This window comes from Microbacterium sp. K36 (assembly GCF_004794355.1).
Classification (GTDB): Bacteria; Actinomycetota; Actinomycetes; order Actinomycetales; family Microbacteriaceae; genus Microbacterium; species Microbacterium paraoxydans_D.
Genome location: NZ_SSDN01000033.1, coordinates 1 through 26,376, shown reverse-complemented (window position 1 = coordinate 26,376; position 26,376 = coordinate 1). Strand labels below are relative to the sequence as shown.

At 69.2% G+C, this 26,376-nt stretch carries 27 protein-coding genes; 13 read left to right on the top strand and 14 right to left on the bottom strand.

The features are described from left to right. The first annotated feature begins 17 nt into the window (after positions 1–17). The 4 genes from nrdI to DW296_RS01565 all read left to right on the top strand — a co-directional run bounded on the left by nrdI (position 18) and on the right by DW296_RS01565 (position 5,324). The gene (nrdI, locus tag DW296_RS01580) at positions 18–452 is read left to right on the top strand and encodes a class Ib ribonucleoside-diphosphate reductase assembly flavoprotein NrdI (RefSeq protein ID WP_136050807.1); all 435 of its coding nucleotides are present in this window, start codon (positions 18–20) and stop codon (positions 450–452) included. Further along, positions 449–2,593: a class 1b ribonucleoside-diphosphate reductase subunit alpha gene (nrdE, locus tag DW296_RS01575; protein WP_060922464.1), complete on the top strand. Its 2,145-nt coding sequence runs from the start codon at positions 449–451 to the stop codon at positions 2,591–2,593. The genes nrdI and nrdE overlap by 4 nt, the downstream gene beginning before the upstream one ends. Positions 2,594–2,632: 39 nt before the next feature. Further along, complete coding sequence (nrdF, locus tag DW296_RS01570) at positions 2,633–3,613, top strand: class 1b ribonucleoside-diphosphate reductase subunit beta (protein ID WP_060922463.1); 981 nt, start codon at positions 2,633–2,635, stop codon at positions 3,611–3,613. A 136-nt stretch (positions 3,614–3,749) separates the two neighbouring features. Then, positions 3,750–5,324 (top strand): exonuclease domain-containing protein, encoded by a 1,575-nt coding sequence (locus tag DW296_RS01565; RefSeq protein ID WP_136050806.1) that lies wholly within the window; start codon positions 3,750–3,752, stop codon positions 5,322–5,324. A 364-nt stretch (positions 5,325–5,688) separates the two neighbouring features. Here the strand turns inward: DW296_RS01565 and DW296_RS01560 are convergent, their stop codons facing one another. The 3 genes from DW296_RS01560 to DW296_RS01550 form a co-directional block, all read right to left on the bottom strand. Continuing rightward, on the bottom strand, positions 5,689–5,964 hold the full coding sequence (locus DW296_RS01560) for a hypothetical protein (protein WP_136050805.1): 276 nt from the start codon (positions 5,962–5,964) through the stop codon (positions 5,689–5,691). Between the two features lie 83 nt (positions 5,965–6,047). Further along, on the bottom strand, positions 6,048–6,695 hold the full coding sequence (locus tag DW296_RS01555) for a hypothetical protein (RefSeq protein WP_136050804.1): 648 nt from the start codon (positions 6,693–6,695) through the stop codon (positions 6,048–6,050). Between the two features lie 4 nt (positions 6,696–6,699). Beyond that, positions 6,700–7,014: a hypothetical protein gene (locus DW296_RS01550; RefSeq protein ID WP_136050803.1), complete on the bottom strand. Its 315-nt coding sequence runs from the start codon at positions 7,012–7,014 to the stop codon at positions 6,700–6,702. A gap of 133 nt (positions 7,015–7,147) precedes the next feature. Between DW296_RS01550 and DW296_RS01545 the strand changes: the two genes are divergently transcribed. Beyond that, the gene (locus DW296_RS01545; RefSeq protein ID WP_136050802.1) at positions 7,148–8,956 is read left to right on the top strand and encodes an oleate hydratase; all 1,809 of its coding nucleotides are present in this window, start codon (positions 7,148–7,150) and stop codon (positions 8,954–8,956) included. An 8-nt stretch (positions 8,957–8,964) separates the two neighbouring features. Here DW296_RS01545 and DW296_RS01540 read toward each other — a convergent pair whose 3' ends face one another. Both DW296_RS01540 and DW296_RS16380 read right to left on the bottom strand, forming a co-directional pair. Continuing rightward, the gene (locus DW296_RS01540; RefSeq protein ID WP_025102564.1) at positions 8,965–9,369 is read right to left on the bottom strand and encodes a PIN domain-containing protein; all 405 of its coding nucleotides are present in this window, start codon (positions 9,367–9,369) and stop codon (positions 8,965–8,967) included. Next, positions 9,366–9,620, bottom strand: a complete 255-nt coding sequence (locus DW296_RS16380) for a type II toxin-antitoxin system VapB family antitoxin (protein ID WP_168428957.1) — start codon at positions 9,618–9,620, stop codon at positions 9,366–9,368. The genes DW296_RS01540 and DW296_RS16380 overlap by 4 nt, the downstream gene beginning before the upstream one ends. 135 nt (positions 9,621–9,755) lie before the next feature. Here DW296_RS16380 and DW296_RS16375 point away from each other — a divergent pair, with 135 nt between their 5' ends. Beyond that, a complete protein-coding gene (locus tag DW296_RS16375; protein WP_168428956.1) occupies positions 9,756–10,382 on the top strand; it encodes a hypothetical protein in 627 nt (208 codons plus the stop codon). A 16-nt stretch (positions 10,383–10,398) separates the two neighbouring features. On the opposite strand, the gene DW296_RS01530 is transcribed toward DW296_RS16375, so the two are convergent. Beyond that, on the bottom strand, positions 10,399–10,788 hold the full coding sequence (locus DW296_RS01530; RefSeq protein ID WP_136050800.1) for a hypothetical protein: 390 nt from the start codon (positions 10,786–10,788) through the stop codon (positions 10,399–10,401). A 130-nt stretch (positions 10,789–10,918) separates the two neighbouring features. On the opposite strand from DW296_RS01530, the gene DW296_RS01525 reads away from it, so the two are divergent. Next, positions 10,919–11,539, top strand: coding sequence for a cyclodeaminase/cyclohydrolase family protein (locus DW296_RS01525; protein WP_136050799.1), 621 nt, complete (start codon positions 10,919–10,921; stop codon positions 11,537–11,539). Between the two features lie 27 nt (positions 11,540–11,566). Here DW296_RS01525 and DW296_RS01520 read toward each other — a convergent pair whose 3' ends face one another. Further along, positions 11,567–12,247: a hypothetical protein gene (locus tag DW296_RS01520; RefSeq protein WP_136050798.1), complete on the bottom strand. Its 681-nt coding sequence runs from the start codon at positions 12,245–12,247 to the stop codon at positions 11,567–11,569. Positions 12,248–12,393: 146 nt separating this feature from the next. On the opposite strand from DW296_RS01520, the gene DW296_RS01515 reads away from it, so the two are divergent. Then, a complete protein-coding gene (locus tag DW296_RS01515; protein ID WP_136050797.1) occupies positions 12,394–12,909 on the top strand; it encodes a hypothetical protein in 516 nt (171 codons plus the stop codon). A 304-nt stretch (positions 12,910–13,213) separates the two neighbouring features. Further along, entirely contained in the window at positions 13,214–14,698 is a 1,485-nt protein-coding gene (locus tag DW296_RS01510; RefSeq protein ID WP_136050796.1) for a thioester domain-containing protein, read from the top strand. A 38-nt stretch (positions 14,699–14,736) separates the two neighbouring features. Here the strand turns inward: DW296_RS01510 and DW296_RS01505 are convergent, their stop codons facing one another. Beyond that, positions 14,737–15,828 (bottom strand): YihY/virulence factor BrkB family protein, encoded by a 1,092-nt coding sequence (locus tag DW296_RS01505; RefSeq protein WP_136050795.1) that lies wholly within the window; start codon positions 15,826–15,828, stop codon positions 14,737–14,739. Between the two features lie 199 nt (positions 15,829–16,027). On the opposite strand from DW296_RS01505, the gene DW296_RS01500 reads away from it, so the two are divergent. Continuing rightward, a complete protein-coding gene (locus DW296_RS01500; protein ID WP_136050794.1) occupies positions 16,028–18,811 on the top strand; it encodes a hypothetical protein in 2,784 nt (927 codons plus the stop codon). A 64-nt stretch (positions 18,812–18,875) separates the two neighbouring features. Here the strand turns inward: DW296_RS01500 and aztD are convergent, their stop codons facing one another. The 4 genes from aztD to aztB are packed head-to-tail and all read right to left on the bottom strand — an operon-like array spanning position 18,876 to position 23,136. Next, the gene (gene aztD, locus DW296_RS01495) at positions 18,876–20,075 is read right to left on the bottom strand and encodes a zinc metallochaperone AztD (protein WP_136050793.1); all 1,200 of its coding nucleotides are present in this window, start codon (positions 20,073–20,075) and stop codon (positions 18,876–18,878) included. Between the two features lie 29 nt (positions 20,076–20,104). Further along, positions 20,105–21,022 carry a zinc ABC transporter substrate-binding protein AztC gene (gene aztC / locus DW296_RS01490; RefSeq protein ID WP_136050792.1) on the bottom strand — a complete coding sequence of 306 codons (918 nt, stop codon included), beginning with the start codon at positions 21,020–21,022 and terminating at the stop codon, positions 20,105–20,107. A 1-nt stretch (position 21,023) separates the two neighbouring features. After that, complete coding sequence (locus DW296_RS01485; RefSeq protein WP_136050791.1) at positions 21,024–22,250, bottom strand: ABC transporter; 1,227 nt, start codon at positions 22,248–22,250, stop codon at positions 21,024–21,026. A 16-nt stretch (positions 22,251–22,266) separates the two neighbouring features. Then, positions 22,267–23,136 carry a zinc ABC transporter permease AztB gene (gene aztB / locus DW296_RS01480; protein ID WP_240742950.1) on the bottom strand — a complete coding sequence of 290 codons (870 nt, stop codon included), beginning with the start codon at positions 23,134–23,136 and terminating at the stop codon, positions 22,267–22,269. Positions 23,137–23,191: 55 nt separating this feature from the next. Here aztB and DW296_RS01475 point away from each other — a divergent pair, with 55 nt between their 5' ends. Further along, positions 23,192–23,926, top strand: coding sequence for a metal ABC transporter ATP-binding protein (locus DW296_RS01475; RefSeq protein WP_136050789.1), 735 nt, complete (start codon positions 23,192–23,194; stop codon positions 23,924–23,926). Here DW296_RS01475 and DW296_RS01470 read toward each other — a convergent pair. Both DW296_RS01470 and DW296_RS01465 read right to left on the bottom strand, forming a co-directional pair. Next, positions 23,864–24,208, bottom strand: a complete 345-nt coding sequence (locus DW296_RS01470; protein ID WP_136050788.1) for a hypothetical protein — start codon at positions 24,206–24,208, stop codon at positions 23,864–23,866. The genes DW296_RS01475 and DW296_RS01470 overlap by 63 nt on opposite strands. Positions 24,209–24,318: 110 nt before the next feature. Next, complete coding sequence (locus DW296_RS01465; protein WP_136050787.1) at positions 24,319–25,149, bottom strand: zinc-ribbon domain-containing protein; 831 nt, start codon at positions 25,147–25,149, stop codon at positions 24,319–24,321. A 167-nt stretch (positions 25,150–25,316) separates the two neighbouring features. On the opposite strand from DW296_RS01465, the gene DW296_RS01460 reads away from it, so the two are divergent. Beyond that, a complete protein-coding gene (locus DW296_RS01460; protein ID WP_025102547.1) occupies positions 25,317–25,808 on the top strand; it encodes a DUF1269 domain-containing protein in 492 nt (163 codons plus the stop codon). 85 nt (positions 25,809–25,893) lie between these two features. Continuing rightward, on the top strand, positions 25,894–26,376 hold a 483-nt coding region (locus DW296_RS01455; RefSeq protein WP_136050786.1), incomplete at its 3' end, for a GNAT family N-acetyltransferase.

The following is a 26,376-nucleotide window of genomic DNA, read 5'->3' as shown; positions in this document are numbered from 1 at the left end:
AGGGACCGGGGTGAATCATGCACCTAGTCGCGACCGCAGCGCCGCTCCTGGTCTACTTCTCGAGCGTGTCGGGTAACACCGCGCGCTTCATCGAGAAGCTCGGGCTTCCCGCCCGACGCATCCCCCTCCACCGGAACGAAGAGGACCTCGTCGTCGACGAGCACTTCGTCCTGGTCACCCCCACCTACGGCGGGGGTGCCGGGCGCGGGGTCGAGAAGGGGGCCGTGCCCAAGCAGGTGATCCGGTTCCTCAACGACGAGCGCAACCGGCGTCACATCCGCGGGGTCATCTCCGCGGGCAACACCAACTTCGGCGACGCGTTCTGCCTCGCCGGCGACATCATCAGCCGCAAGTGCCACGTGCCTCACTTGTATCGGCTCGAGATCTTCGGCACACAGGACGACGTGGATCGCGTGAGCGACGGATTGGAACGACGGTGGAATCTTCAGTGACCGAGACAGTGGCATTCAAGGTGAACCCCGCATACGAGGGCCTGGACTACCACGCCCTCAACGCGATGCTGAACCTGTACGACGCGAACGGGAAGATCCAGTTCGACGCCGACAAGCGCGCCGCGCGGGAGTACTTCCTGCAGCACGTGAACCAGAACACGGTGTTCTTCCACTCGCTCAAGGAGCGCCTGGACTACCTCGTGGAGAAGGAGTACTACGAGGGCGCCGTCATCGAGAAGTACTCGTTCGACTTCGTGCAGAAGCTCAACGACCTCGCCTACTCGAAGAAGTTCCGCTTCGAGACGTTCCTCGGCGCGTTCAAGTACTACACGAGCTACACGCTGAAGACGTTCGACGGCAAGCGCTACCTCGAGCGCTTCGAGGACCGCGTCGTGATGACCGCGCTCGCCCTCGCGGACGGCGACGAGAAGCTCGCCGTGAACCTCGTCGAGGAGATCATCTCCGGTCGCTTCCAGCCGGCCACCCCGACCTTCCTCAACGCGGGCAAGGCCCAGCGCGGCGAGCTCGTCAGCTGCTTCCTGCTGCGCATCGAGGACAACATGGAGTCGATCGCCCGCGGCATCAACTCCGCGCTGCAGCTCTCCAAGCGCGGCGGCGGCGTGGCCCTGCTGCTGTCGAACATCCGCGAGTCGGGTGCCCCGATCAAGCAGATCGAGAACCAGTCCTCGGGCATCATCCCCGTCATGAAGCTCCTCGAAGACAGCTTCAGCTACGCCAACCAGCTCGGCGCGCGTCAGGGCGCGGGTGCGGTGTACCTCAACGCCCACCACCCCGACATCATGCGCTTCCTCGACACCAAGCGCGAGAACGCCGACGAGAAGATCCGCATCAAGACGCTGTCGCTCGGTGTCGTGGTGCCGGACATCACGTTCGAGCTCGCCAAGAACGACGAGGACATGTACCTGTTCTCGCCGTACGACGTGGAGAAGGTCTACGGCGTCCCGTTCGGCGACATCTCGGTCACCGAGAAGTACCGCGAGATGGTCGACGACCCGCGCATCAAGAAGACCAAGATCAACGCGCGCGAGTTCTTCCAGACCGTCGCCGAGATCCAGTTCGAGTCCGGCTACCCGTACGTCATGTTCGAGGACACGGTCAACAAGGCCAACCCCATCAAGGGGCGCATCAACATGTCCAACCTCTGCAGCGAGATCCTGCAGGTGAACACGCCGACCACCTACAACGACGACCTGTCGTACAAGGAGATCGGCAAGGACATCTCCTGCAACCTCGGCTCGATGAACATCGCGCTGTCGATGGACGCCGACGACCTCGGCCAGACGGTCGAGACCGCCATCCGCGCGCTCACCGCGGTCAGCGACCAGAGCCACATCGGCTCGGTCCGCTCGATCGAGGACGGCAACGACCGATCGCACGCGATCGGCCTCGGCCAGATGAACCTGCACGGCTACCTCGCTCGCGAGCACGTGTTCTACGGCTCGGAGGAGGGTGTCGACTTCACGAACATCTACTTCTACACCGTGCTGTTCCACGCGCTGCGCGCCTCGAACCAGCTCGCGATCGAGCGCGGCACGACGTTCGACGGGTTCGCCGACTCCACCTACGCGTCCGGCGAGTTCTTCGACAAGTACATCGACCGCGCCTGGGTCCCGGAGACCGAGAAGGTCAAGGAGCTCTTCGCGGGCAAGCACATCCCGACGCAGGAGGACTGGGTCCAGCTCAAGGCGTCGATCCAGGAGCACGGCATCTACAACCAGAACCTGCAGGCCGTGCCGCCGACCGGCTCGATCTCGTACATCAACAACTCCACGTCGTCGATCCACCCGATCGCCTCGAAGATCGAGATCCGCAAGGAAGGCAAGCTCGGTCGCGTCTACTACCCGGCGGCGTTCATGACGAACGACAACCTGGAGTACTACCAGGACGCGTACGAGATCGGCTACGAGAAGGTCATCGACACGTACGCCGCGGCCACGCAGCATGTCGACCAGGGTCTGTCGCTGACGCTGTTCTTCAAGGACACCGCCACCACGCGTGACATCAACAAGGCCCAGATCTACGCATGGCGCAAGGGCATCAAGACGATCTACTACATCCGTCTGCGTCAGCTGGCGCTCGAGGGCACCGACATGACCGAGTGCGTCTCGTGCATGCTCTGACACTTCGACAGGCTCAGTGACCCAGGAACTAGGACAAGAATGACTCCGCACTCCCCGCTCAAGCTGGTCTCCAGCGTGCAGGCGATCAACTGGAACCGCATCCAGGACGACAAGGACCTCGAGGTCTGGAACCGTCTGGTGAACAACTTCTGGCTGCCGGAGAAGGTGCCGCTGTCGAACGACGTGCAGTCGTGGAACACGCTCACCCCCGACGAGCAGCTGCTCACCATGCGGGTGTTCACCGGGCTCACGCTCCTCGACACGATCCAGGGCACCGTCGGCGCGGTGTCGCTGATCCCCGACGCGATCACGCCTCACGAGGAGGCCGTCTACACGAACATCGCGTTCATGGAGTCGGTGCACGCGAAGAGCTACTCCTCGATCTTCTCGACGCTCGCGTCGACGAAGGAGATCGACGAGGCGTTCCGCTGGTCCACGGAGAATGCGAACCTTCAGAAGAAGGCGCAGATCATCATGGACTACTACCAGGGAGACGACCCGCTCAAGCGCAAGGTCGCCTCGACGCTGCTGGAGTCGTTCCTGTTCTACTCGGGCTTCTACCTGCCGATCTACTGGTCGTCGAAGGCGAAGCTGACGAACACGGCCGACCTCATCCGCCTCATCATCCGCGACGAGGCCGTGCACGGGTACTACATCGGCTACAAGTTCCAGCGCGGACTCGAGACGGCCGACCAGGCGCGCAAGGACGAGCTCAAGGACTACACGTTCTCCCTGCTCTACGAGCTCTACGACAACGAGGTGCAGTACACGCAGGACCTCTACGACGGCGTCGGGCTGACCGAGGACGTCAAGAAGTTCCTGCACTACAACGCCAACAAGGCCCTGATGAACCTGGGCTACGAGGCGATGTTCCCCTCCAGCGTCACCAACGTGAACCCGGCGATCCTGTCGGCGCTCTCCCCGAACGCGGACGAGAACCACGACTTCTTCTCCGGCTCGGGCTCCTCCTACGTCATCGGCAAGGCCGAGGCCACGGAAGACGACGACTGGGACTTCTGAGTGCGTGTGTGCGGCGTCACGCATTGTGACGCCGCACCTCGGTGATCTTCGCGCACGTATTAGGACAGCACTGGTTCGCTACGTGGCATGAGACCCCTTTGAGAGTGGAGTGCGAGGCGTAGACGAAGGGGCGGGGATGAGCTGGTTCAAGAGGCTGTTCGATGGCGGAAGGACAAAGACGGACGAGGCACCGGCCGTGCGAACTCGGGCCCAGTCGCCGTACTTCGCCATCATCGATGTGGAGACCACGGGCCTGTCGCCCAAGAGGGACCGTGTGCTCGAACTCGCGGTGGTGCGTGTAGATCAGCGGGGCCAGATCGTCGACGAGTGGTCGACGCGGTTCAACCCGGAGGGCCCCGTCGGAGCGACTCACATCCACGGCATCACGGAGGCAGACGTCGCCCATGCGCCACTGTTCCGCGATGTTGCGTCCTCCATCGTCCCTTACATCTCCGGTCTTCCTATCGCTGCACACAACGCGCGCTTCGACCTCGGGTTCCTCCGTGCGGAGTTCCGACGGGCGGGGTGGGACGTCCCGTGGCTTCCTGCATACTGCACGCTCGACGGCAGCCACCACTATCTCCCGAACCTCGATCGACGTCGTCTGATCGACTGCTGTTGGAGCGCCCGAGTACCTCTGAACGACGCGCACTCGGCTCTCGGGGACGCTCGTGCGACAGCCGGCCTCTTGCGCCACTACCTCCAGGCTCAGGGGCGAGTGTCGCCGCACCCCGCGCTCATGTCGGTTCCGAACGAGGCGCGCGGCGTCGTCTGGCCGACAGGACCCAGCCGCCCGCCGCTTACGTTCTTGCCGGACGAGTCGGCGACTCGTCGCCGCACTCGGCGGACCGTCACGGCACCGGAGCGACCCGCGCTCATCGCACAGCTGACGAAACTGAGCCTCGCGGAAGTACTGGACGAGGGCGCTCCAGTCGGGTCCCTCACCTACGTCGAGACCGTCCTCGACGCTCTTGAGGACGGCGTCATCACCGACGCTGAGGCGGCCGCGCTCCAAGACCTCGTCGAGGCGTACGACCTCAGCGCGACTGACATCACAGCGGCGCACACCGCGCTACTCCTGGCGCTAGCCCACAACGCGCTCGACGACGGGCATGTCTCTGGTGATGAGCGAGCGCAGCTCGAGGCCATCGCTTCGGCATTGCAGCTGCCCTCGAAAATGGTGCCGGGCCTCATCGCCGAAGCTGATGCTGCCCGCGCTGCGCGTCTGAGCGCAGGCCTGCGGCCGCTGCCGGCAACGTGGGTGTACGGAGACCCTCTGCGCGTGGGGGACAAGGTCGTGTTCACGGGCTTCGTGGGGCAGGACCGACAGCGTGCACGACTCGAGGATCGCTCTCGGGAGCTGGGTGTGCGAGTTCTTGGCTCGGTATCGGGATTGACGGCGATGCTGGTCACCGACGGGTCGTTCTCCGGCGGAAAGCTCGAGCGCGCACACGAGCTGGGAACCCGCATCGTCGCCCCTGAGACGTATGCTGCCCTGTTGAAGCACCTGCAGCCCGCGCTCACTGCCGCCCCGAAGGTCGCACCGAAAGCACCGGCCGCGCAACGCAATGATCCGGGGGTGGCCGCCGGGTCGCCGGCGGAGATCCGCGCGTGGGGGATCGCTAACGGCTATGCGGTCGGTGTACGAGGCAGACTGTCCGCGGAGCTGAAGGCCGCGTACGAGGAAGCGACATCGCTGACCGGGGTGTGAGATCGCTCGAATGGCGCGGACCATTCTGTGGCGCTGTGCTGCGCAGTAGCGTGGCGGATGTGAACACGGTTCTGGACGTCAGTGGGGAGATGTTCGACGTACGCGAATCAGAACCTTCAGATGGGGTGCACGCCTACCATTTCACGTGGACCAACGGGCCCGAAGACGGTACGTACGGTTTCTCGCTCGGGGGTAGCAAGCTCACAGCCGAGCAGCTGGAACGAGCGGCCCGGAGTTTTGTTCAGTCGTTCTTTACGCCGGACGGCCTCGGTGCTTCCGACTTTCCCTCCTTCATGGAAGGCCGAAGATCATCGAAATGACCCGGGTCGCGGGCCTCTTCCCTCCGGCGGCTATCGGGTAGACCTCAGCGTGCACTCAGGACGAAGGCCAGAACCGCTCCCAGAAAGGTGCCCGCGAGCATCGCGGCGGCCGTCCAGCCGACGATGCGACCTCGGGCGGCCTCGCGTTTCGTCGCGTACACGCCCGCGCCGAGGCCACCCGCCGTCGCTGCCGCCATCGTCACGCCGACGACGAGCGCCTGGACCCCGTAGTCCGGCGTCGGCGGAGCAGGATCGACGGGCGGAGTCGAAAAGCGGTAGGTCATGACGAGGCCGAGGGCGATGAGCGAGACGGCGGTCATCGCTGCAATCAACCACCACGCTGTCGATTTACACATGAGTCACCCGCTCTCGCGCTTCGATTCCGGTCGCGGCGTCGCTCGCATCAGCCGCCGTCCCCGAGCACGGGGACGCCCCAGATCCGTGCCGCATCGGAGATGAGGCGATCCATGCCGTCCGGCGACTCCCGGCGGAGCGGCGCGTCGTCCCTGGTCACCGGCACCGGGATCGCGACCTGTCCCGCTTCCTGCGAAACCACGATCACCAGGGTCGGATAGAGGAAGGCGCCCTCCTGGATGCCACCCCTCGTCACGCCCTGGATCCGGTCCCGGGGAACGCTGTAGGCCGTGAGGAGACGCGCTCCGCCGCGGACCAGCCGAAAGCCCGAGGGCTCGATGACCCCGGTGGGGCTCGCCGTGAGCAGGCCGCGCGGTGCGGCGCCGAGTCCCAGAAGGGGGATCGTGCGCGAGAGGTACGCGGCCACACCGTTGAGCGCGTAGGAGCCGAAGATCCGTGCCTGCGGCTCACGCTCCCGCAGCGCTCGCCGCTGGGCGCGCTGCAGTCGTCGGATGCGTCCGAGCACGATCCAGATGATCAGCCCGGCGAGTGCCACCCCAGCGCCGAACACGAGCGAGGTCGCGACGGGCGGCTCGCCGTCGAACAGGGGACGCACGAGCGTCCCCCAGACGAAGAACGCCGCCAGTGCGGCAGCTATCGCGAGCATCAGTCTGTTGGCGGGCGGGTTCTGGCGCACGAGATCAGCCGCCCCACAGGAACGCGGCGGCGGGAAGGAGCGCCACGACGCCGAGCACGGCTCCGACGACGGGCCACGCATACCCTCCGCCGTCGGCGCGGGCGAAGGCGAGCCCGATCACGCCGAGGACGAGGGCGATGCCACCGAAGAGGACCTCGAGCGGCAGCGTGAGGAACACCAGCCAGCCGTAGTTCGGGTCCGCCGTCGCCGCCAGGACGAAGACGATCGCGGTCGGCACGATGCCGACGAGCGCCACGACGGTGGCCGCGACCCCGCATCCGAAGGAGCGGCGACGGGGCAACGGAGGGATCTGAGTCACGGGGCGATCCTAGCGATCACTCGATCTCAGCGACGGCGAGCTCCGACCGGTCGGCAGAGGAAGCCCTTCCCTTCTGCATCGGTTTCGGCTGGACTGTGCGCATCGGTGTCGAACCAATCGGAGGGTGGGACAGATGTACCGCAGCAATGGGAACTACGAAGCATTCGCACGACCTCGGAAGCCGAAGGGGGCCGACGACAAGACGGTCTGGCTGGTCGGCGGCGGTCTCGCCGCGATGGCGGCCGCGATCTTCATGATCCGCGACGGGCAGGTCGCGGGGGAGCGGATCACGATCCTCGAAGAGCTGGGGCTGCCCGGCGGCGCCCTGGACGGCATCAAGTACCCCGAGAAGGGGTTCGTCATCCGCGGCGGCCGTGAGCTGGAAGACCACATGGAATGCCTGTGGGACATGTTCCGCTCCATCCCGTCGTTGGAGATCGAGGGTGCCAGCGTGCTCGATGAGTTCTACTGGCTCAACAAGGACGACCCCAACGTGTCCCTGTGCCGGGTGACCGAGAAGCAGGGGCAGGACGCGCATACGAACAAGCTCTTCACCCTCTCGGAGAAGGCGCAGAAGGAGATCGTCGCCGTCATCCTCGCCACCCGTGAGGAGATGGAGGGCAAGCGGATCGACGAGGTGTTCGGCGACGACTTCCTCGGCAGCAACTTCTGGCTGTACTGGCGGACCATGTTCGCGTTCGAGGAGTGGCACTCGGCGCTGGAGATGAAGCTGTATCTGCACCGCTTCATGCACCACATCGGCGGGCTGCCCGACCTCTCCGCGCTGAAGTTCACGAAGTACAACCAGTACGAGTCGCTCGTGCTGCCGATGCGGAAGTTCCTCGACGACCACGGCGTGCAGTTCCGGTTCCATCACACCGTGACCGACATCCAGTTCGACATCGAGGACGGTCGCATCCAGGCGACGCGCATCGACTGGATCGCCGACGGCGAGCCGGGCGGCGTCGATCTCGGTCCGGACGACCTGTGTCTGGCGACGATCGGGTCGCTGACGGAGAACTCCGGCAACGGCGACCAGCACACCGCTCCGGAGCTGAAGACCGGCCCGGCCCCGGCCTGGGACCTCTGGAAGCGGATCGCCGCGAAGTCGCCCGCGTTCGGGCGACCGGAGGTGTTCTGCAGCGACATCGACAAGACGAAGTGGGAGTCCGCCACCGTCACCACCGTCGACGAGCGCATCCCGAAGTACATCGAGAAGATCTGCAAGCGCGACCCCTTCAGCGGCAAGGTCGTCACCGGCGGGATCGTCACCGCCAAGGACTCGGCTTGGCTGATGAGCTGGACGGTCAACCGGCAACCGCACTTCAAGGCGCAGAAGCCGAACGAGATCGTGGTCTGGGTGTACGGGCTCTTCGTCGAGACGCCCGGCGACTACGTCAAGAAGCCGATGCAGGAGTGCACGGGCGAGGAGATCGCGCAGGAGTGGCTTTACCACCTCGGTGTGCCGGTGGAGGACATCGCCGAGCTCGCCGCGTCGGCGGCCAAGACGGTCCCGGTGATGATGCCGTACGTGACCTCCTTCTTCATGCCGCGCCGGGCCGGCGACCGTCCGCAGGTGGTCCCGGAGGGAAGCGTCAACTTCGCCTTCCTCGGACAGTTCGCCGAGACGACGCGCGACACGATCTTCACCACCGAGTACTCCGTGCGCACGGCGATGGAGGCCACGTATCAGCTGCTCGACGTGGAACGCGGCGTGCCGGAGGTCTTCAACTCGACCTACGACATCCGCTACCTCCTCAAGGCGACCGCGCGGCTGCGCGACGGCGAGGCCGTCCACATCCCCGGCCCGAACTTCCTCCAGGGTCGCCTCCTGGACAAGCTCGACAACACGCAGATGGGAGAGCTGCTGACGGACTTCGGGCTCATCCCCGCGCACGGCGCGACGGTGCCGCGCCCGCGGGACGACGACGCGATCGCGTGAGCATGCGCTCAGGCGGCGACGTACTCCTGGCGGACTCGGCCCGCCGTCGCCAGCTCGATGTATCCGAAGTCGTGGTCGGAGTTGAGGATCACGGCGTCGTTGGCGACGGCGTACGCCGCGATCAGGCAGTCGAAGGCGGCCGCGGCTCGCAGGAATCCGTTGGTCCAGAGCGCCTGCTGGATGTCCAGGGCGACCTGCTCGTCGGGATGCTCCCAGGCGGGGAGCAGTTCCTCCATGTCTTCCCGCAGAGCGGCGTACTCCTCCGCGTCACGGGCCGAGTGGCAGTACTCGAGCACCTGCGGCGGGCAGGTGATGAGGAGGTGGTTCGGCGAGAGGGAACGGAGGCGGTCGGCGATCGCGGCGCTTCTCCCTGCTTTCTGCCAGATGCTGTTGTCGACGAGGTAGATGGTCACCGGGGAGTGCTCGCGCTCTGTCCAGCGCCCTCGCGTCGCTCTGGCACCGGCTCGGGAGCTACCGTCGGTGCGTCGATCTGTTCGGCCTCGAAACGGCGGCCGATGATGCGCTCGACGGCGGCGGGCTGGCGACGTACCGCGATGAGGGTGCGCAGGGCGAGATCCACGGTCTCGCGGTTGGAGGTCGTGCCGGCGAGCTTCTTGGCCTGCTTCAACTCGTCGGGGTCGATGTCGATGGATGTGACGGTCATGGTCGTTCCTTCCTCCCCGCGATCTTGTATAAGGCAGTATATAAGACTGTCGGCCGGCGGCGGTCGGCCGACGACGGGAGGGGAGGACACATGCGTTCGACGCGACCGATGCCCGGGAACCCGTGGCCGCACGACATGACCCTCACCGTCGAGGACCGACCGCACACGCTGCTGGAACTCCTCTGGATCCGCGAGGCGCACGGGCTGGATCCCACCGATGACGCGCTCCCGCCGCCGCTGGTCGACCGACCGACGACGGCCGTGCGGCGCGTGGACGAGGAGACCCGGGCGCGCTGGACGGAGGTCTGGCCCCGCATCTGGGGCGACGCGGTCGCGCACGCCGCGACCGACCCGGACCCGGCGCTGCTTGACCGCGCCGTCGCCACGACGCTGAGTCCCGCCGAACGGGAGACGCTGCTCGGGCGGATCGTCGGGCCCACAGCGCGGGACGCGTTCGGGGTGGAGGTGTCCGATGATGCGGCGTACCGCGCGTGGGAGCGGCGCGGTTCCGAGGCGCATCTCGCGACGCACCTCACGACGCTCGCGGACAGCCCCGAACGCCGCGACGTCGCCACCCTGGCCGACGCGTGGCGTCGCGGCCTCGCAAGGGTGGTGACGCTGCCCTGCCGGGGGACGTACGTCCGGCAGATCGGACCACACGCGCTCCTGGTCACCGATGAGGTGCGGAGCGATGCCGCCGCGTACCGCGTGGCCCTGGACTCGTTCGGTCGAGGGCCCTCGGAGCGCCCGTCGAGGGCGTGAGGCCCCGCAGGCCGAGTCAGAGGACGAGCGGGAGGAACGACACGATCAGGCCGACGGCACCGACCGCGGCGAAGACGACCCCGACAGTCCGCAGGACCCGGCGCAACTGCGGCGGCTCACCGATCCGGATGCGAGCCGGGTCGTTCGAGCTGTGGAACCCGTCGAGCCATCCATCGGTGGTGGCCGTGGGCTCGCTGCGGCGCAGCGGTCTCTCGTGGAAGTCGCCGCCCGCGAACCAGCGAGCGGTGGGGCGGCCGTCCCGATCGATCACGGCGATCTCGACGGGGATCCACTGCCCCTCGACGAGCCGGATCAGCAGAGCCACGATGAGGAACGGGATTCCGACGCCGAGGCCGATCCAGGACAGCACCTCACCGACGACGGAGAGGGTGTCCACGAGCTGCACGACTCCATCGTAGAGAGAGGAACCAGGCTCGTGCCGGGACGGGCTGCGTCGCATCGCGGGCTGCACGAGACGCTGGGCCTCATTCCCGTCCCTCGCATGGCGCACGCTGCGCGCCGATAGTCTGACCCGCATGACGGATTCCGCAGACGTCGCGACATCGCGCCCGATGGATGGCTGGCTCGATGCCCTGAGCCAGCCCACCGGATCGCCGGGCGGAGGAGCGGCGTCGGGAGTGATGCTCGGCCTGAGCGCTGCCCTGATGTCCATGGTGGCCGCATACACCCCCCATGAGCCCGCCGCCATCGAGAGCGCCGACCGCCTCGTTCGCCTTCGTGCCGAGATCCTGCAGGCGGTCGAAGCGGACGGACCGGTGTCGGCGGACCTCGGGGCCGCGCTCGCTCTGCCGATGGACGACGCGGCGCGGGAGAAGCGCGTCCGTACAGCGGCCGTCGACGCGGCGCAGTCGGTCGCGCGGCTCGGGCGCCTCGGCCTCGCCCTGCTCCCGGAAGCGCGTACGCTCTCGGACCACGGCAACCCGCACCTGGCGGTGGATCTCGCCGTCGCGACGGAGGCTCTGCACGGCGGGCTGTCCGGGGCCTCTCTGAACCTGCGCGCGAATCTGCAGCTCGCCCGCAGGCACGGGGCCACCTCGCCGATGCTGACGTCCCTCACGGAGGATGTCGCGCGTGTGGCCGAGGCGCGCACTCAGGTCGGGAGGATCACTGCCGAGCTCTCGGAGCGTCTGGACTGACGCGGGCACCGAGCGCGCATGAGGGACTCACCCCTGCCTGAGGCGATACGAGGGTCGGCGCAGCGCGCGTACCGAGGGATACGTCTCCGCCCCGGGGAGTGGGCGCCGATCGATGTCGAAGCGCAGACTCGCGTCGTCCTCAGGGTGAGGTGACTCGAGCCGCACGTCGGCGAACGGGCGCCACCTCCCACCCGGCGAGGCGAAGTACAACCGGAGCTCCCACGGTTCGTCGCCGACCGCTCGGCGGAGCTCGCGGAGTCCGCCCGGAAGCCGCCGCGCCGGTACGGTGCGCGCGCACAGCATGATCGGCCCGCTCGGCGTCCGGTACGGGACGACACTGCTGAGCGTCGCTCGGGTCGGCGTCAGACGGGGGAGGAGTAGGAAGCGACCGGGCACGCCGATGCCCGTGGACGCCAGCTGAAGGTCGACCTCGTCATCCCCCCGCGCCCACCGCAGACCGAGCCCGTAGACATCGGGCGCCCACGTCGGCAGTCCGATCGAGCGCGAGACTCGAGCGACGACGGGCACCTCAGCGGCCCGCGGATCGTCGATCCCCGCGATGCCGGATCCGGGATCCGGCCGCATCACCAGTCCCCCGTCGAAGACGGCACCGTGCGCGTGGATCGGCCGAGGACGTCGGACGAGGAGGATGGCCGCTATGGCCGCTCGAAGGACCATGCCCAAGACCCGGGACAGGAAAGCGCTCATGCCGCCATGATGATCCCGGCTCCCTTGCGGATCGACCCCTTGGCATCGTCCCTCGGTGACCGGCTACCATGTCGACGCGCGGAGTTCGGCGGTCCGGACGGTCTCCTGCTTCGGTCAGCAGGGCGGGTCTTGATAGCATCCCGCCCATGAGCACGCCGGACTCCGATGCCGCTCGGCCCGAGCACGACCGCGCCGCGATCAAGGAGCGCGTGTACGCGACCTTCACGGGCCTCGCCATCGTGCTCGTGCAGAACGCCAACGTGGCGCACATCAGCGCGCTGCAGGCCACGGTGACCCTGTTCATCGGCATCGTCGCGATCGCGCTGGCGGGCTTCGCCGCCGATCTGGTCGCGCACCTCGCGACGCATGGCAGCTTCCCCCGGGGATCGGACCTGCGCGAGGTCCTGGGGCTCACCGGCACGGCGCTCGGCTCGGCGGCGGTCCCGCTGCTCGTCCTCCTCGCCGCCGTGCTGGGATGGATCGAGCTGCGGACAGCGCTGACCATCGCCTCGGTCGTCTACGTCGCGATCCTCGGGCTCATCGGGTACGTCGCCGTCCGCCGTACCGGGGTGAGGTGGTGGCAGCAGCTCATCGCACTGGGCATCCTCGTCGGGCTCGGCGGCGTCGTCGTGCTGGTGCAGCAACTCGCGCACGGACACTGACGGACACAGCCGTTGCGCGGACCGTGCGCATGGTTCATCCTGAACGTGCTGCACGGATCGACTTGGGGGGCCTCGACGGTCACGCTGCGGCTGACGGAGCGCCTGCCACTCACCTCCCTCCCCCGGCGGGCGCTCCGCTGCGAGAGCGATCCCCGGAGGGGCCGCAGCGGCTCGACTCACCCGGGTGATCATCCTCTCGGCCCCTGTGATCGCATGGCGCTCAGGCTTATCGTCGGTGAGCAACGGCGGGCTGTCGCAGTCGGAGAACCCGTCACTCGGATCATCGGCGAGATCGAGGGACACCATGCACACGGAGACCAGGCGCGCACGCTCGCGGACAGCAGGGGCACTTCTGGCGACGGCCATCGCGGCGGCGATGGTGCTCTTCGGCGCGACGCCGGCGTCCGCGCTGTGGGATCCCGACCCCGTGCTGCCGCGGGCGGGCTTCTTCACGCAGGTCACCATCACCGGCTCGCAGTACCCGACGAACGTGACGGGCGAGCTCACGACCCTGGCGCCGACTCCCGGCGCGTACCCGGCGACCGGCGCCTCGGTGGAGGCCGTGAGTCCGCAGCTCATCACCATCGCCGACCCCGTCTCCGGAGCGACCGCGTCGGCCTACTGCATCGACTTCAGCACGGAGACCGGCATCGGCGCCGGCTACAACATCGGGGAGTGGGACGCGTCGAACGTGCCCAACCTCGACTACATCAACTACATCCTGAACAACTACTTCCCCTTCAACACCGCGAACCCGCTCTCCGGTCTCCCGCTCTCGCAGCAGGTCGCCGCGGTGCAGAGTGCGATCTGGTACTTCAGCGACGGCTTCGTGCTGGCGACGGGGACCAACGCGACCATCCGGAACGCGACGGCCGCCGTCGTGCAGGCCGCCCTCGACAGCGGCGGCCTCCCGGAGCCGTCCGTGCCGACGCTCGCCATCGACCCCGACACGACCACGGTGCCCGAGGACGGATCGATCGTGGGCCCGTTCACCGTCTCCGGCACCACCAGCGGGGCGCTCGACGCGGCTGTGGGCGTGGAGGTCTTCCTGGATCAGGCGGGAACCCAGCCTGTTCCCGTCGGTACCGCGGTCGCTTCCGGCACCCAGCTCTGGGCGCGATGGACCGGGCCCTCCGCACCCGTGAACGGATTCCGGATCACCGCCCAGGCATCGCTGACGCAGGGCACCGTGTATCTCTACGACACGGAGTCGTCGGACAGACCTGCGGCGCAGAAGCTCGTCCTCGCGCAGACCACGACTCTCCCGCTCCGCGCCGGGGTTCGAGCGACCCCGTATGCCTCCGGGGAGATCTCCGTGCAGAAGATCATCGCCGGAGACGGCGCGGGGCTCCAGGACGCCATCACCATCGACCTCACCTGCACTCCCGCGCCGGCTGAAGGCGTCGTCGTCTCTGCCACGATTCCCGCGGGGGCCACGACGGCGGATCCCATCGTCTTCTCCGGCCTGCCGGACGGGGCGACGTGCACGGTCAGCGAATCCGCGGACGGCGCCAACGACGCGGTCACCCTCGCCGCGCAGACCATCGAACCGGAGACGGTGACGGTCGACGCGGCCGCGACGGAGCCCGTCGTCGTGACGGTGACCAACACCTACGAACCCGTCGAATCGCCGAGCGGTGGCGGCGGTGAAGGCGGCGGCAGTGACGAGGGTGAAGGGCTCGCCGCCTCCGGTCCGACACTGATGACCGGTCCGCTGACGGTCGCCGGCCTCGGGCTCCTGCTCGCCGGTGCCCTCCTCCGGATCCGTCGTCGGGCGAACCTCCGCTGAGCAGGTGGGGCGCGGCCCGGCCGCGCCCCACCCCGGCATCAGGACCGCGGGGCTTCGTCTCGCTGCGGTTCCCCTCCGTCGTCCTCGTTCGCGATGCGGATGCGCCGACCCTCCTCGATGTCCTTCCGTTCCTTCTCCGCCCGCTTGTCGCTCTGGCGGGTGTCGCGCGCGGGAAGCTGGATGTCGCGTTCGGCGGCGATGCCGGCCTGAAGCTGGCGACCGCGTTCCAGTTCGGCGTCGAACTCGGCGCCGAACAGGAGGGCGAGGTTCGCGATCCATAGCCAGAGCAGGAACACGATGACGCCCGCCATCGATCCGTAGGTGCGCTCGTAGTTGGAGAAGGTGGTGACGTAGAGCACGAATCCGAGGGTGGCGACGGCCAGCACCACGATCGCCACGAGGGCACCCACGCTGATCCACCGGAACTTCGGCTGCTTGGCATTCGGGGTCGCGTAGTACAGCATCGCCACGAGGAAGACGACGACGAACAGCAGCAGGGGCCACTTGGCGATTCTCCACGCGAGTTGCACGCCCTCGCCTGCGCCGATCGCGTCGCCCAGCGCCGACACCACATCCCCGGAGAGCACGAGCACGATGGCGACGATCGTCAGGGAGACCACGGTGATGAGCGTGACGAGCAGCTGCATGGGACGCAGCTTCCAGAACGGCCGCCCCTCCTCGATCTCGTAGATGCGGTTCATCACCCGGCTGAACGCTCCGACATACCCCGACGCCGACCAGAGAGCGAGGAGGATTCCGAACACGAGCGCGATCCCGGCGCCGGGCGCCTGGGAGATCTGCTCGATGGGCCCGCGGAGGGCCTTCGCGGTCTCCGGCGGTGCCACGTCGCCGATGATCCCCAGCACCGCGTCGGCGGCGGCCCCGCCCTGGCCGAACACGCCGAGCAGCGAGAAGACGGCGATCATGGCGGGGAAGATCGAGAGCACCGCGTAGTACGTGAGGGCCGCCGCGCCGTCCATGCACTGGTCGGCGGAGAACTCCCGGACGCTCTTGACGAGGACGTACTTCCACGACCGCTTCTGCAGATCGGTCGGGCTGTCCGGCTTCTCGTCGTGCTCGGGCGATGGAGCGGACGCGGATCCGCTTCGTCCTGTGGCTGCCTTCGACATGGCTCCTCCTCGGCGTCGGCGCGAGCGCTGCTCCCGCGATCCAGTCCTATGAGGAGAGTGGGTGTTCGGACACGGGGGTTGCGCGAACCCGAGACGAGGGGGATGCTGTGCCGGCCTCCACCGACCCTTGCCCTGCCACGGTCCCCGCCCCTACGGTGAGGTGACGGGTGGCATCCGCACCCGGGGCGGGGGCCGTTCGATGCGAAAAGTCCGATTCGGAGTCCTGGGCGTGCTGCTGGCCGCTGTGGTCGGCGTCGGTGGTGCTCTTCCCGCCGTCGCCGCTGAGCCCACCGCCAGGCTGTCGCTCTTCAAGGCGATCGAGAACCTCGACACCGGCGCCAGTCTCGGCGACCGCACGCTGTGGACGATGCACGCGGTCAACGTGGCCACGGGGGAGACCTTCACCGGCGACGGCCTCAACGGCGTGCAGTCGCGCCTCATCCCGCCGGGCACGTACCGGATCTTCGAGACCGGCGGTGTGGCGGGCTACGCCTTCTTCTCCTGGAACTGCGACGGCGACGTGACGACGCAGCCGGAGCGCACGATCACCATCACCGCGAACCAGTCGATGACGTGCACGGTGCAGAACAACGCGATCCGGAGCAGCCTCACACTCGTCAAGAACGTGCAGGGCGGGGGTGCGACTCCGTCGGAGTGGACCCTGCGGGCGCAGGGGCCCTCGACCATCGAGGGTGCGGGCGGCTCGGCTGCGGTGCAGAACCAGCCGGCGCGGATCGGCACCTACACGTTGAGCGAATCCGGCGGACCGGGAAGTTATGTGCCGGGGCCGTGGACCTGCGAGCGGCGGGACCTGACGACCGGTGCGGTCACCGCCGTCGCGGTGACCGGTGATCAGTTCGAGATGACCCTCGGCGGTGCGGTGACCTGCCAGATCACGAACACCGGGGATCTTCCCCACCTGACGCTCGTCAAGGACGTCGTCGACCCGGCGGCGACCGGATACCCGCTGGCCGCCCCATCGGACTTTGTCCTGACCGCGACCGGACCCGAGCGGATCTCCGGCCCTTCCGGCTCGGACGCCGTCGACCATGCCTCCATCGACCCCGGCGCCTACACGCTCGCCGAGAGCGGCCCCGCCGGATACAGCGGTGGCGCGTGGACTTGCGTCGACGCCACGAGCGACGGCGGGCTCGACGGGGCGCTCCTCTCCGTGCGCGAAGGCTCCGACATCACCTGCCGCATCACCAACACCTTCGCGGGCGGCTGGCTCACTCTCGTCAAGAACGTGGTGGGCAGCGACCAGCCGCCGTCCGACTGGACCCTGACCGCCGCGGGCCCGGAGACGGTGACCGGCGGCTCCGGATCCGCTGCGGTCACCCGCGTCCCGGTGCCGGTCGGCGACTACACGCTCGCCGAGGCGGACGGTCCTGCCGGGTATGCGGACGGGCCGTGGTCGTGCACCGGTGGCACCCTGACCGCCGACACCGTAACCGTCGTGGCGGGGGCGGATGTCACGTGCACCGTCACGAACACCCTCGAGGTCGGCCAGCTCACCCTCGTGAAGAACGTCGTGAACACGGGTGGCGGTCCGCTCGCGGCGGAGGACTGGGAGCTCACGGCGAGGTCGGCCGACACCGTCATCAGCGGTACCTCCGGCTCGGGCAAGGTCAGCTTCGCGGCAGTGGCTCCGGGGACTTTCACGCTGTCGGAGGCGAGCACCGCTCCGGAGGCGGGCTCCTATGCGAGCGAGGGCTGGTCATGCGTCGATGACGAGGGCACCCCCGTCGGCACCGGCGACACCGTCGAGGTCGTGCCGCTGGAGAGTGTGATCTGCACCGTCACGAATCGCTGGACCCAGTCGACCCTGACGCTGCGCAAGCAGGTCGCGTCCGCTTTCGGGACTCCGGCCCTCCCCTCTGCGTGGACCCTGTCCGCCACCGATGGCACCGCCACGGTCTCGGGACCGGCGAACTCCCCGGCGGTCACCCAGGCGGCCGTCGCCCCCGGCGCCTGGACGCTCAGCGAGCTGGACGGGCCCACCGGCTACGACCCGCTCGGCTGGAACTGCTCCGGCGCGTCAGCGACGGATGGTGTCGTCCAGGTGCCGCCGTCCGCCGACGTCGTGTGCATCATCACCAATGCGTCGATCACTCCGCACCTCACGCTCGTCAAGCAGGTCGTGAACGGCGAGCGCGGGCGCGCCGTGCCCGCCGACTTCGAGCTGAAGGCGCGCGGCCCCGGCAACGCGGCCCTCTCCGGTCCCAGCGGGTCGGAGTTCGTCACCGACATGTCGCTTCCGCCGGGCGACTACATCTTCTCGGAGGACGGTCCGAGCGGGTACGAGGGCGAGTGGTCCTGCACCGGCACGACCTGGGACGGGATCACGGCGACGCTGGGATTCGGGGACGACGCGATCTGCACCGCGACGAACACCTTCGTCGGCGGCACTCTGACGCTCCGGAAGGCCATCGTCGGGAACGCCCCCGGGGCCCCGACTGGTCCGGCCGACGCCACGGACTGGACCCTGCGCGCTATCGGCGGCGGAGAGTTCCCGCGCCCGCGCATCGAGGGGGTATCCGGCGACACCGCGGTGACCCTCGCTCCGCTCGGAGCCGGTGCGTTCCGGCTCTCGGAGCGGGCGGTCGCGGGCGTGCCCACAGCGGACTACCGCAGTGACGGCTGGGAGTGCACCGGAGGAGCGCTGGAGGGCGACATCGTCCAGGTGATCGCAGGGGCCGACACCGTGTGCACGGTCACGAACGTCTACGACCCCCGCTCCGGTCCCGACCCCGAGCCCGAACCGGAACCCGAACCCGAGAACCCGGATCCCGGAACGGACGGCGGCTCCGGGCCGGGGACCGGGTCCACCGGCGGATCCGCCTCCGACCTCGCGACGACGGGTCTCGCGCCGGGTGCGGCCGCGGCGGCCGGAGCCGGTGGTCTGCTCGTCCTCCTCGGAGCCGCGCTCCTCGCGGGGCGGCGTCTCCGGCGAACGCGCCACGGACATCCCGGATCACGCTGATCCGGCTCCTCCGCACACGCACGGTGGGTCCGCCCGGAACGGGACGGACCCACCGTGCCGAGCCTCAGCCGGCGGCCGGCGCGATCTCGTTCGGCGTGACCTCCAGCTCGGTGCTCGTGAGCACCTCGCCGGTGGTGAGGTCGACGGCGTGCACGCTGTTCGCAGCCGGCTCGGTCACGTAGGCGATGTCGCCCGCGACGACGATGGCGGGGTGCGGGTCCTGCCACTCGGCGGGTCCCTCCCACGCCTCGATGACGGGGTAGGAGTCGGTGACCTCGCCGGTCTCCGGGTCGAGCACGTGGATGGCGCCATCGGCCCCGAGGATGTAGGCCAGGTCGTCCGGGCCGCGCACGACGTCGCGGAAGGTGTACTCCGCCCCCTCGGGAAGGGACACGACCTCGAAGGTCATCGCCGCGGTGTCGATGAGCGTGACGGCGCGGAGCAGGTAGCCCTCGGCGTCGGGGTCGTTCTTGTAGTCACCCACGACGATCGGGCTCGTCTCGCTCACGTACGCATTGCCCATGCGGCCGTACGGCTGGTCGGGAGCGGCGAACTTGGTGATCTCGCCGTCCTTGTAGACGAGCGCGCCGTCCTCGCAGCCGAACACCACGACCTCGTCCGCCGCCGTCCCCTCGCCGTGGACGCCGGGGCACTGGTCGGACGAGGCGATCTCCGCGCCCTCCGCATCGCGCACCACGATGCCGCTGCGACCGTCCGCATCGCCCACCGTGGTGAGGAACGTGCCGTCCTCCAACAGCACCGAGACGCCGTGGTGCGCCTCGACGCCGTCCACGGTCTCCACCTCCGGCATGCCGCCGTCACCGAGATCGGCGGTGTCGAAGATCGTGGTGTCGCTCGTGCCGTCGGCGTAGAGGACGGTCTTCCCGCCGTGGCGGACGACGTGGCCGGGGGTGTCGGCCTCGAACACGGTGTCGGTCAAGGTGGCGTCGTCGGTCGACCCGGCCCCGGTGTCGAGCACCTGGAAGCCCTCGCTCATCGTCACCATGACATGGCGTCCGTCACCGGCCGGGTTCAGGCGGGTGAACGGCTCGGAGTCGAAATCGGCGACGGTGTCGAGGGTCTCGCCGTCGAGGACGAGGATGCCGCCGTCGTACGAGATGGCCACCCGGGGGCCGGGGTCCGACTCCGGGGCATCGCTTCCGGCGGAGCCGGACCCGGGGCTGGTCGAGCAGGAGGCGAGCGTCACGGCGGCGCCGAGGGCGACGGCCCCGACCAGCGCCCGGCGCAGGGGGAGTGTCTTCATGCGGTGCTTCTTTCTTGTGAGGGGTGGTCTCAACGGGTGAGACCGGAGGTGATGCGCGCGGTGTTGACGCGCATCATGGTCAGGTAGTCCGGGGCGCCGCCGTCTTCCGCGGTGAGCGACTCGGTGAACAGCTCGATCACCTCGACGTGGACGTCGGCCTCTTCGGCCAGCGCCTGGACGAGCCGGTCGGGGGAGGAGGACTCCGCGAAGACGGCGGGCACGCCGGTCTCCTCCACGGCGTCGACGAGGTCGGCGAGGTCGGAAGCCGAGGGGGCCGCGAGCGTGGTCCCGCCCGGGATGACGGCGCCGACGACGTCGAAGTCGAACCGGTCGGCGAGGTAGCCGAAGACGTGATGATTGGTGACGAGCGCCCGACGGTCGTCGGGGATCCGGGCGAACGCGCTCGTCATCTCGGCGTCGAGCGCCATCAGCTCGTCGCGGTAAGCGGCGACGTCCGTCGCGAGGGTGTCGGCGTCGACCCCGTCGAGCGCGACCAGGGCGGGCTCCAGGGCGTCGACGACGTCGACCATGCGCCCGGGGTCGGTCCAGAAGTGCGAGTCCGGCATCCCTGCGGCGTCGCCGTCGCGGTAGTCCAGGACCTCGATCGCCTCACCGGCCACGAAGGAGGGCACGTCGGCGGCGACGGCCGCGTCGAGATGCTGCTGCAGGCCCTCCTCGAGCCCGAGTCCGTTGGAGACGAGAAGGTCGGCATCCCGGAGCGTGGCGGCCTCCTGCGCGGAGATCTCGAACGAGTGCGGGTCCGCGTTCGGCTTCATGAGGGTGACGACGCGCGCCTGACCGCCGACGAGCTCGCCGACCACGTCACCCAGGATGTTGGTCGTGACGACGACCACCGGCCGTGCATCGGCGGGGGTGGCGCAGGCGGTCAGGGCGGCTGCGATGAGCGCGGCGAGGACCGTGGCGACGGTGGCGCGGAGGAGGCGCATGTCAGCGTCCCGTCTCGGCGACAAACGCCGGGGCGTCGTCCGTGTCGAAGCTACGCGCGAGGCGGGCGTCGTCGGCGTAGTCGATCTCGAAGAGCCGGTGCTCCGCTGGCCCGTTGAGGTAGGCGCGGTGCTGGTCGGCGATGAGGGTCGGGGTCTCGCCCGCGGCCAGCGACGCGGCCACCAGGGGAGAGGTCTCCGCCCGCACGCCCCCGTCGACCGCATCGAGCACGAGCACGCGGCCGTCCTGCGCGAGGGCGAGCAGCGTGTCGTCCTCGTCGCCGACGGCCGTCACCTGCACGAGTGGGGCGGGAGCGGTGAGGAGGGTCCAGGAACGGGTCCGGGTATCGAGGAGGCGGATGTCGGTGGCCCCGGCGAGGCCGGCGACGGTGGGGCGGCCCTCGCGGTTGTGGAAGGAGGACACGGCCCCCGCTGCCGCATGCTCCGGGTAGGGGATGCGGTCTACGACGACGCCTCCGTCCTCCACGTGCGCCAGGAGGGCGCCATCCGCGCAGCCGATGACCGCGCCGACCCGGGTCGTGACCGTGCCGGCCGGCGCGACGCAGGTCTCCCGGAGCCCGGTGCGCTCGCCGTCCGCGGTGTAGCCGACGACGACTCCGCCCGTCTCCCCGTCGGTCTCGGTCACCAGCGCGAACGACCCGATCGGCACCACCGATCCCTCGTGGGGAGCGCGCTCGATGCGGAACCGCTCCCGGATCTCCCCTTTCGACAGGGCCTCGGTGTCGAGGAGCACGGCGTCTCCGGAGTCCGCGAAGGAGATGCCGATGCCGCCGGTAGTCGAACTGTTCGTCGTCGCGACCGTCGCCGGGCCGTCGCCCGCGACCGCGCCGAGCAGGGCGGGTTCGGCGCGGTAGTAGTGGAAGTGGTCGACGTGATCCCACGTCCAGACGCCGCTGTCGACCACCTCGACGCCGTCGCCGGTGTCGGCGAAGAGGTACCGGCCGTCGGTCGTCATCGCTGCGGGAGCCGCGATCGTGCCGAGCGCGGTGACGCTCTCGTCGAGGAGGTCGAGGTGGGTCACTTGGCCCTCGTGGTCGATGGTCGTGAGGCCGAGCTGCGGCTCGGCCACCTCCTCGGCTCCGGCGATCGCGCCATGTCCGTCTGCGGAGGAGGAGGGGGCGGTCGGGCTCGGCATCGAGGATCCGGCGCAGGATGCGAGGCCGAACGTCAGGGCGACGGCGGCTGCGAGAGACAGGAGACGGGAGGGCATGAGGTCCTTTCGGGGCTCAGGAGAGGGAGGTGCGCGCGGTGCGGAGCGCGGAGGATCGTCGGACAGTCACGGCGCTCCGCGCCGCCCAGGACAGCGCGGCGAGGCCGATCGCGGCTGCGGCCACCGAGGCCCCGGCCGCGGTGGCCGCGAACCAGGACGTGAGCAGTCCGACCACGACCGCGGCGACCCCGAAGGCGGCGGCCAGGACCATGCGCGTCGGCAGCCGCGTGGTCCACTGTCCGGCGGCGACCGCCGGCGCGAGCAGCAGCCCGACGACGAGCAGCGAACCGACCGCCTGATAGGACGCCACCACCGCGAGCGTCACGAGTCCGACGAGGGCCGCCTGGGCCCACCGCGGGTGGAGTCGGAGCACCGTCGCGATCCGGGCGTCGAGGGCGAGCGCGACGAACGGCCGATGGCAGAGGACGGCGGCCGCCACTCCCAGGACCGCGGCCGCGGCGAGCAGGAGGAGATCGGCGGGGGTGATCGCGAGGATGTCGCCGAACAGGATCGCGGTCGCGTCCGTGGCGAAGCTCCCGGAGTGGGAGATGATCAGCACCCCCAGCGCCAGCATCGAGACGAAGAGCAGGCCGATGCTCGTGTCATAGGAGAGGCGGGCGCGCCGCTGCAGGGCGCCGATGCCGATGCTCATGGCGACGGCGCTGAGTGCCCCGCCCGCGAGGACGGGCATGCCGAGCACCGTGGCGAGGGCGACGCCGGGCAGCATCCCGTGAGCCAGCGCCTCGCCGAGGAATGCCATTCCGCGGACGACGACCCAGGTCCCGACGACCCCGCAGAGGACGGCGACGAGCGCGCCGCCGAGGAGCCCGCGCTGGAAGAACTCGAGCGTGAACGGGGCGAGCAGGGCGGCGAGCGAGAGGGTCACGGAACGCGAGCCTATTCTTAGTTGAGAATGATTATCAAATTCATAAACTGGAGACATGACGATCGAGACCGTGACCCCCGGCCCCTCTCTCCGACTCGACGACGTCGCCGTCCGGATCGGGGATCGCGATGTGCTGCGCGGCCTCACCCTGGCGGTCGAGGCGGGCGAGTTCGTCGTCGTCACGGGTCCGAACGGCGCGGGGAAGTCGACGCTGGTGGAGGTGGTCGCCGGGGTGCGCTCACCGATCCGGGGGCGGCGGAGCGTGTCCGGTGCGATCGCCTTCGTGCCGCAGCGTGCCGTGGTGTCTCCCGGCCTTCCGCTCACGGTTCGGGATGTCGTTGCCGTCGGAACCTGGGGGCGGCTCGGCACCTTCCGGCGACAGGATCGGCGGGCTCGCGCCGCCGTGGCGGCGGCGATGGAGCGCACCGCCGTGTCGGGGCTGCAGCGGCGGCCCTTCGCGGCGCTCTCCGGTGGCCAGCAGCAGCGGGTCCTCCTGGCTCAGGGCCTGGCCGCGGAGGCCGGAATCCTGCTCGTGGACGAGCCGACGACGGCCCTCGATGCCGAGTCGGTGCGGCGCATCCGGGCCGTGCTCCGCGAGGAGTCGGATCGCGGGACGATCGTCCTCTGCGTCACGCACGACGCGGCGGTGATCGCGGATGCCGACCGCGAGGTCGCCCTCCGCGACGGTGTGCGCGAATGTGCTCCCCGGGAGCGGGCGGTCACGCCGTCAGAGGCCGTGACCCATGTCGAAGTCGGAAAGCGCCGGGACCTCGATGTCGCCCGGCGATGACGTCTCGCTCGGCGGCTTGGGGAACAGGCGGTGGGACCGCAGCTCGTCGACCTCGGAGGAGAAGTCCGGGTCGGCGTCCACGGTGTGGTGAGGGCTGACGAGCACGTCGTTGCCGACGCCGACGAGGAGGTCGGCCCAGTCCTTCTCGCCCTCCAGGAGGATCGGGATCTCGACCGCTTCGGACTCGCCCTCCCTGGCGATGGCGGCGGCCAGGGTGAGCAGGGTCTCCGCGACGTCGTCAGAGGTGAGAAGCTGCTGGCCGGCGTAGGAGACGAGTTTCATGAGGGCATCATCGCGCCTCTGCACGTCATCGCGCACGGGGGTTGCGCTTGACGGGGGGAACGGTTAGATCGCTCCCTCTTCGAGTATCTAACTGGGTGAGGCACCGCACGTCAGCGCAGGTAGGCGTCGACCAGGAGGGCGCCACGGATGTCGCGGAGCCGGTCGATCAGCCGGGCGATGCCGCTCGCGCCGAGGGAGGTGAGCGGGAGGTCGAAGGGTCCGAGGGGCTCCAGCTTCCCCATCCGCACCCGCACGACCTCCCAGCCGGCGCCCCGCACCGCGCGATCCTTCCGGCGATCGGCCTCCTCCCTCTTCCCGACGTGCTCCAGCCCGTGTCGGCCGACCGTGTCGTACTCGATCGCGATCCGCAGTTCCGGGAGCAGGATGTCGGGCCAGACCTCGGTGTGCCGGAAGAACGGCCGCGCGACCTTGATCGCGTTGACGCCGTCGGGGAAAACCAGTCGCGCCGCCAGCGCCTGCCGCAGCTTCCCCTCCGCCGCCGAGGCCGGTTTCGGAGCGCACGCGCTCAGGAACGCGGTGCCCGTCGGCAGCGCGGGAGTCTTCGTGCACAGCGCTGGCGCCTGTCTCTTCGGGCGTGCGGGGAGTGCCCGCGCTTCTCCGAGGATCACGGGCTGCGGACGCGCCAGCGCCGTGCATTCGGGGCACCAGGACGAGCGCCGTCGCACCCGCCCCGGGCGTTCGCGCTGCTCGGTCGGCGTCGCCGCGAACAGGTGGCCGACGGCACACTCCCAGCAGAGCAGCACATCGGCCCCCAACGGGATCTGCGAGAGCGCGATGCCGTGGTTGAGCTCCGGGTGGTACTGGCGGATGAGCTCGGGGTAGGCCGCCCACGCCGCCCGGTAGGTGCCGACCGCGTAGGGCACGTCGAGTCCGCGCGAGAACTGGCGTCTCGCCCACCACTGCTGCACGGACTCGGGCACGACAGCGACGGTAGGCGTGGCCACGGACATCGCCGCTGCGGAGTCACCAGGGTGAACATCGACGGCGGCTCTGTCCTGTGCGCGGGGGCGCGCCTAGGGTCGGTGGCGAAGACCGGTGCCTCTGCGCGCGTGGAGAGCATCTCCGATCGCAACGAAAGCAGGAAACCATGGCTGAACTGATCGTCATCTCCTATGACACCGAGAGCGACGCGGAAGGCGCCTACAACCGCGTCCAGGCACTGCAGGACGACCTCGTCGTCGAGCTCGCCGGTCTCGCGCTCGTGAAGGTCGACGGCGAGGGCAAGACGAAGGTGGAGTACCCGGGCGCCGGGAGCAGGATCGGCCTCGGCGTCGCCTCCGGTGCTCTGTTCGGTGCGCTGATCGGCATCCTGTTCTTCATCCCGGTCGCCGGCCTGGTGTTCGGCGGCCTCCTCGGGGCCCTGTTCTCCGGTCTCGACAAGACGGGTATCGACGCCGAGTTCCGCGACCGCGTGAAGGCCACCGTGACGGCCGGCAAGTCCGCCGTCGTCATCTACGCGCTCAAGCTCACCGAGGACAAGTTCGCCGAGGCGCTGGCCCCGTACAACGGCACCGTCGTGCAGACCTCGCTGTCCAAGGAGGACGAGGCCGAGCTGGTCAAGGACCTCGGCGGCCACTGACCCCGACCGATGCGCCCGCCGTGGATCCGTCCGCGGCGGGCGCATCGTCGTCTCCGGTGTCGGTGGGGCGTGCAAGGCTCCGAGCGTGGACACACTGAGCCTCCGACCCTGGTCGGCCGACGATCTCCCTCTCCTGCGGGCGGCGAACACCCCGGAGATGACGGCGCACCTCAATGGGCCGGAGAGCGCGGCGGAGGTGCAGTCGCGACACGAGAGATACCTGCGCCTCGTCGCCGAGGGCGAGGCCCTGATGTTCGCGATCGTCGACGACGAGGGGCAGCCTCTCGGCTCGATCGGCGCGTGGCGGATCGCGTGGCAGGACGAGCCGGCGTGGGAGACCGGTTGGTTCGTGCTGCCCGCCGCGCAGGGCCGGCGGGTGGCGGCCCGCGCTCTCGCTCTGCTCGTTGACGTGCTGCGTGGCCGAGCGGAGGACGGGCGGCTCCTGCTCGCGTTCCCCGGGGCCGACAACCCCGCGTCGAACGCCGTGTGTCGTCACGGCGGGTTCACCCGGCGGGGAACGATCACGGAGCAGTTCCGCGGGGCCGAGCTCACGGTCAACGAGTGGGTG

Coding starts and splice junctions, on each gene's coding strand:
- nrdI (WP_136050807.1), top strand. CDS start 18: ATGCACCTAGTCGCGACCGCAGCGCCGCTCCTGGTCTACTTCTCGAGC.
- nrdF (WP_060922463.1), top strand. CDS start 2,633: ATGACTCCGCACTCCCCGCTCAAGCTGGTCTCCAGCGTGCAGGCGATC.
- DW296_RS01565 (WP_136050806.1), top strand. CDS start 3,750: ATGAGCTGGTTCAAGAGGCTGTTCGATGGCGGAAGGACAAAGACGGAC.
- DW296_RS01560 (WP_136050805.1), bottom strand. CDS start 5,964: ATGACCGCCGTCTCGCTCATCGCCCTCGGCCTCGTCATGACCTACCGC.
- DW296_RS01545 (WP_136050802.1), top strand. CDS start 7,148: ATGTACCGCAGCAATGGGAACTACGAAGCATTCGCACGACCTCGGAAG.
- DW296_RS16380 (WP_168428957.1), bottom strand. CDS start 9,620: ATGACCGTCACATCCATCGACATCGACCCCGACGAGTTGAAGCAGGCC.
- DW296_RS16375 (WP_168428956.1), top strand. CDS start 9,756: ATGACCCTCACCGTCGAGGACCGACCGCACACGCTGCTGGAACTCCTC.
- DW296_RS01525 (WP_136050799.1), top strand. CDS start 10,919: ATGACGGATTCCGCAGACGTCGCGACATCGCGCCCGATGGATGGCTGG.
- DW296_RS01520 (WP_136050798.1), bottom strand. CDS start 12,247: ATGAGCGCTTTCCTGTCCCGGGTCTTGGGCATGGTCCTTCGAGCGGCC.
- DW296_RS01515 (WP_136050797.1), top strand. CDS start 12,394: ATGAGCACGCCGGACTCCGATGCCGCTCGGCCCGAGCACGACCGCGCC.
- DW296_RS01510 (WP_136050796.1), top strand. CDS start 13,214: ATGCACACGGAGACCAGGCGCGCACGCTCGCGGACAGCAGGGGCACTT.
- DW296_RS01505 (WP_136050795.1), bottom strand. CDS start 15,828: ATGTCGAAGGCAGCCACAGGACGAAGCGGATCCGCGTCCGCTCCATCG.
- DW296_RS01500 (WP_136050794.1), top strand. CDS start 16,028: ATGCGAAAAGTCCGATTCGGAGTCCTGGGCGTGCTGCTGGCCGCTGTG.
- aztD (WP_136050793.1), bottom strand. CDS start 20,075: ATGAAGACACTCCCCCTGCGCCGGGCGCTGGTCGGGGCCGTCGCCCTC.
- aztC (WP_136050792.1), bottom strand. CDS start 21,022: ATGCGCCTCCTCCGCGCCACCGTCGCCACGGTCCTCGCCGCGCTCATC.
- DW296_RS01485 (WP_136050791.1), bottom strand. CDS start 22,250: ATGCCCTCCCGTCTCCTGTCTCTCGCAGCCGCCGTCGCCCTGACGTTC.
- DW296_RS01475 (WP_136050789.1), top strand. CDS start 23,192: ATGACGATCGAGACCGTGACCCCCGGCCCCTCTCTCCGACTCGACGAC.
- DW296_RS01470 (WP_136050788.1), bottom strand. CDS start 24,208: ATGAAACTCGTCTCCTACGCCGGCCAGCAGCTTCTCACCTCTGACGAC.
- DW296_RS01460 (WP_025102547.1), top strand. CDS start 25,317: ATGGCTGAACTGATCGTCATCTCCTATGACACCGAGAGCGACGCGGAA.